Annotated in this window: 2 protein-coding genes and 1 rRNA gene; all 3 read right to left on the bottom strand. The window is 66.1% G+C overall.

Going from position 1 to position 4,989, the window contains the following annotated elements; translation table 11 throughout:
- Window positions 1-269: 269 nt before the first annotated feature.
- Window positions 270-3,278: a glycoside hydrolase family 2 TIM barrel-domain containing protein gene (locus tag AC1DDG_RS21495; RefSeq protein WP_476877674.1), complete on the bottom strand. Its 3,009-nt coding sequence runs from the start codon at window positions 3,276-3,278 to the stop codon at window positions 270-272.
- Between the two features lie 199 nt (window positions 3,279-3,477).
- Entirely contained in the window at window positions 3,478-4,578 is a 1,101-nt protein-coding gene (locus tag AC1DDG_RS21490) for a LacI family DNA-binding transcriptional regulator (protein WP_476877673.1), read from the bottom strand.
- 329 nt (window positions 4,579-4,907) lie between these two features.
- Window positions 4,908-4,989, bottom strand: a 5S ribosomal RNA gene (gene rrf, locus AC1DDG_RS21485); the annotation flags it as partial.

Genomic DNA, 4,989 nt, shown 5'->3' with positions numbered 1-4,989 from the left:
TGCAAACCAGCGTCTCCGCGGTCCACGGCTCAAACAAGGATCCCCACCCGGATTCCACACGCCATAAAAGCGCCGTTTTCCAGGCCATTCAGAAGGGGGTCGGTCGCTTTCTTTCCGCATCAGCGGCGGCGACTCGAATTACTTTACACGGCCCGGGCACCCCACGCAAATGCACCCGCTAGCGAAAAGGATGGGCCGGAAATCCGCGGGATTCCGCGGATTTCCGGCCCATAAAGTCCCCTCACGGCATCACCGCCTGTCCGGCTGCCTTATGTGGACTGAGTCACACGGAACGCCACCGTGAAGTCGACTTCCCGCGGCTCCAAGCGATAGCCGTCCAGAACCCCCGGGCCGCAGGCCGCGGTGCCGACGCCATGGCGCATGTGGTCGACGTAGACGTAAGTTCGGCCGTCCGGGCGGAGCTCCGGCTGATGCGTGGCGGCAGCCAGGACTTCCTGGCTGTACGGGCGCACGGTAAGTGCAAATGGTGCGCCGCTAATGGCGAGCCGGCCGGCGTCGAGGTCCAAAGCTGCCGAGTACACACCGGAACGGGCACCCGATTCCTGGGGGCGGACGTAATCCACGTCCATGTCCCGCAACGGCAATTTGTACCAGCCAACTTTGGTGCCCTGGCCGGTATCCGGGTAGCTGTGATGCGGTCCCTGGCCGAACCATTCCACGGTCCTGGTCGATGTCCCCACGATCAGTTCAACGCCGATCCGCGCCCACGGGACTGGCCAGCCGGCGTCGATCCACGACCCGTCGGGCGTGACCGTGGTCCGCAGGCTGACGCCGGTTCCGTCGCTGGACCATGTGTACTCGGCAAGAACCCCGAACTGTTTGCCGGCAGGGGCAACCCGTGTCCGCACAACGAGTTCCTCGCCACCGCCAGCCGAGGGTCGGGAGGAAATGCCGAGGAGCCGCGTGTGCATCCGGTTGAGGCCGGCGTCCAGCCACTGCTTGGCCGCGGGGCGGGGATCCGGGCTGCCCCATTCCGCTCCGAGGTCGTTGTCCGTGGGGGCACGCCACAGCATGAGCCTTAGTCCTTCGACGGGGGTTTCACCCAGCCGCGTAAGCGAACCTGTGGCACGGTCGAAGACGGCCGGCCCCAGGCGCAGCAGCTCATCTTCGACCTCGACCCTGGCAATGGCCGTTGGCTTCGGGGCGGCCGGCATATTGGCGGACGCCTGGCCCCAGGCAACCTCGTGCCCTGATTTTGCCCATGCGGCGTCCTCCCGGAGTACGGCCCGTACCGTGAGCACCGCAGGAGCCGGCACGGCGCGTTCCAGCAGCCCCGCCGGCAGCCGCACATCGGCAGACTCATGGGGCGCCACGGGCCCAACGTCCACCCGGCCGCCGTCGACCGTTACGCCGTCGGCCTCCACAACGTACCGGAACTCCAGTCCCGAGGTGTCAGCGAAATCGAAGCGGTTGGTGAGCGCAAACGCGGACCAGTCCCCCGCCACGTCGATGGATAGCGGCTCGATCACTTTCTTGAAGTCCAGCAGGCCCGGGCGGGGGACGCGGTTGGCGTCCACGAGGCCGTCAGTGACGAAGTTGCCGTCGTGGACTTCCTCGCCGAAGTCTCCGCCGTAGACGAAGTATTCCTTCCCGTCTTCCCCGGTGCGGAGTATGCCGTGCTCGAGCCACTCCCACACGAAGCCGCCCATCAGCCGTGGGTAGCGATCGAAAAGCTCTTGGTATTCGGACATGCCGCCCGGGCCGTTGCCCATGGCGTGGACGTATTCGCACAGGACGAACGGCATGGCACGCCGCCGGGCGTCCAGGCCCGCATCATCCAGGGGAGGTTCCACACCCTGGCCGATCAGCCCGGTCTCCGCCTGGCTGGCGTACATCCTGGAGTAGACGTCCACGTAGGCCGAGGTCCAGTCGCCCTCGTAGTGGATGGGCCTGGAGGGGTCGCGAAGCTTGGTCCAGCGGGACATGGCGGCCAGGTTCTCGCCTGTACCTGCCTCGTTACCCAAGGACCACATGATGACCGAGGCATGGTTCTTGTCGCGCTCCACCGTCCTGGACATCCGGTCAACAAGCGCGGGCTGCCAGTGCGGATCGGCGCTGGGATTCTGCTTCCAGCCGCCTTCTTCAAAACCGTGGGTTTCCAGATCGCACTCGAGGACAACGTAGAAGCCCAGCTGGTCCGCCAGCGCCAGGAAATCCGGGTGGGGCGGGTAGTGCGACGTCCGGATGGCGTTGATGTTGTGCCGCTTCATGAGCCACAGCTCGCTTACCATGACCTCCCTCGGCACCACCCGACCCAACTTGGGGTGGTGTTCGTGGCGGTTGACGCCGCGGAGCAGGATCCGGCGCCCGTTGACCTTGAACTGGGCGTCCTCGATGCTGATGGTGCGGAACCCGAGCTGCACGGAGACCGTCTCCCCCGGCGTGCTGACGCTCGCCTCGTACAGCCGTGGCAGCTCGGCCGACCACGGGTCGATGCCCGGGAGCCGATGCTCGGCCCCGGCCGGCAATTCCAGGCCCAGTTCCGGAACGCGCACGACGGCGTCAACCGGCTCGCCCGCCCGGCTCGCCTCGATTCGCAGGATGCCTTCACCGCTGCGGTGGTCGAAGTCAGCGTGGACAAAGACGTCGTCAATCCCCTCTTCCGGGCGGGCCTGCAGCGTGACGTCCCTGAAGATGCCGGGCAGCCACCACATGTCCTGGTCCTCCACGAAGCTGGCAGCCGAGAACTGGGCAACCTGGACGGCCAAGACATTCCTGCCCGGTACCAGCACGCCCGCAACATCGAATTCGTGCGCGAGCCGGCTGCCGCGGGTGGTGCCCAGCAGCGTGCCGTTCAGCCAGATGGTTCCGGCAGACTCGATGCCGTCAAAGCGGAGCAGCGCCGACGGGAAATACTCCGGACCCGCCGAAAACTCCACGAACAGATCCCCGACGGGGTTGGCCTCCGGTGCGTGCGGCGGTTCCACGGCAAAGGGGAATTGAACGTTGGTGTACCAGGGTGTCCCGTGGCCGTGCATGGGCCAGCTGGACGGCACCGGGAGATCGGTGAAGTCCGGGCGGTCCCCGCCAGACTGCCAGCCGTCCTGCGGTGCCCGACGGATGCCGGGGTGAAGCCTGAACTTCCACATGCCGTTCAGGGACAGCCGGGGCGCGGTGCTTTCAAGGTAGGCGCGGGCAGGAAGCGTACCCTGCGGCGGGGCCAGGGACTCGATCCCGGCAAGCTGTTCAGCGGCCAGGTCCAGGGCGGATTCCCCTACGGCGACGGCGTCGTGTCCGGTGGTGTGCTCAGCTGACATGGCGTTTCCTCGGGTTGGAGTTGTTCCGGTACAGGGGCGCTCGGTTACGAAGTCATGGCACCCGGATTAGTTCGTGAACGTTCACGTTCCATGGATCTTACGCGAGCAGGCCTTTCTTGAACAGGGTGTTCCTCGCTTCGCGACGGCCAACCTTGCGGCTCACCGCGGCTGCGGCCAGCGGAGTTACCTCCCAAGCGGCTCAGGCCGACTCGCGCAGAAGCAGCTGATGCTCCAGGGTCAGGCGCGCGGCGTCTGAACCGGGCGCAACGGCGCCGGCCAGGAGCCCTTCCAGGAGTTCGACGGCGGCCCGGCCCACCTCCCGCAGGTCCAGCGCCAAGGTGCTGAGCTCTGGCGTCAGGAATTCCCCCAGCGGGATGCCGTCCATGCCTATGACCGCGCAGCCTTCCGGAACCCTGAGTCCCGCTTCACGAACTGCCTTCAGGACGCCGGCAGCCATCAGATCGTTGAAGACCAGGATCCCATCGGTCTCGGGCCGCTCGCGCAGCAACGCAGCGGCGGCCGCCCGCGCTGCCTCAGCCGTTTCCGCCGCCGTGACCAGCGCCCACGGAGCCCCGGTACCGTCCAGGCGCCCAGTGACAGCCAGGCCGCGGACGGTGCACGGCCCACCGTCAGCTTCTGTCGACGGAACCCGGGCGAGGACTTCCGGGGTCCCGAACTTGGATGGGCCAGTGGGTACCTGGCCGGACCCGATCAGGCTGGAGCTGCACGCGTCCATATAGGCGATGTTGCGCCGGTTAGTGTTCCACAGATGATCGACGGCCAGCTTTGCTGCCTCGGCGTAGTCGAAGTTGATGCTTCCTGCTGCACCGCCGGGAGTTTCGTCCAGGACAATCAGCGGGCGCCGGCCCATCACGGCCTGAGCCTGCTCGGCGTACCCGCCAAGGTATCCGATAACGGCGTCAACTTGGGGTGCCAGGTGGTCCACGGCATCGAGCCCGGTCCGTCCGCCATGGCCATAGTCGTCAACCACGATGTGCCATCCACGTTGGGTGGCCAGCTCCACCACGCTCGAAGCGAACGCCGGGAAATAAGGGTTGGTGAGATCGGGGATGGCAAGCCCTACCGAAGTTCTCGATCCCTGGACGAGGCCCCTCGCAAAACGACTTGGCGTGTATCCAAGTTCACGTGCGAGCTCCTGCACGCGTTCCCGGGTGGATTCTTTGATTCCCGGCATGCCGTTCATGGCGCGCGTGACTGTTTGGCGTGAAACACCTGCGGCGGCCGCTACGTCGAGGATTGTTGCCGGCTTTGCCGGGCGTCCAGAGGATGTAGGGCTCATGGAGTGTAAGTCTAGAGCCGACGCCGGAGAAGCGTCGCCGGTGAGGGCGCAGGAAGTGAGAGAGGGTCCCTTGTTTCGGTGCAGGAAGTGAGAGAGCGTTGCCGGAGAAGGCGCAAGGAGTGAGTGAGCGAGCCGGGTTTCGGTGCAGGACGTGAGAGAGCGTGCCTATAAATCTCGGCCGGTGCAAAACCCCTGCCGTTGAGTCTGCCGGCACCGCGGCCGGGCAGTGGCGGGGCCGTGCCGGCAGGGCCCGTCGACTCCCGGGGGATATTTGGGGTTAAAGAGCGAAGGCCCCGACGTTTGCTGTCGGGGCCTTGGCCGTAAATAGTGTCCGGCGGTGACCTACTCTCCCACACCCTCCCGGGTGCAGTACCATCGGCGCTGTGGGTCTTAGCTTCCGGGTTCGGAATG

Source organism: Arthrobacter sp. 10L430 (assembly GCF_056395245.1).
Note: the sequence above shows the minus strand (reverse complement) of the source record. Positions and strands in the feature narration are given on the sequence as shown.

Coding starts and splice junctions, on each gene's coding strand:
- AC1DDG_RS21495 (WP_476877674.1), bottom strand. CDS start 3,278: ATGTCAGCTGAGCACACCACCGGACACGACGCCGTCGCCGTAGGGGAA.
- AC1DDG_RS21490 (WP_476877673.1), bottom strand. CDS start 4,578: ATGAGCCCTACATCCTCTGGACGCCCGGCAAAGCCGGCAACAATCCTC.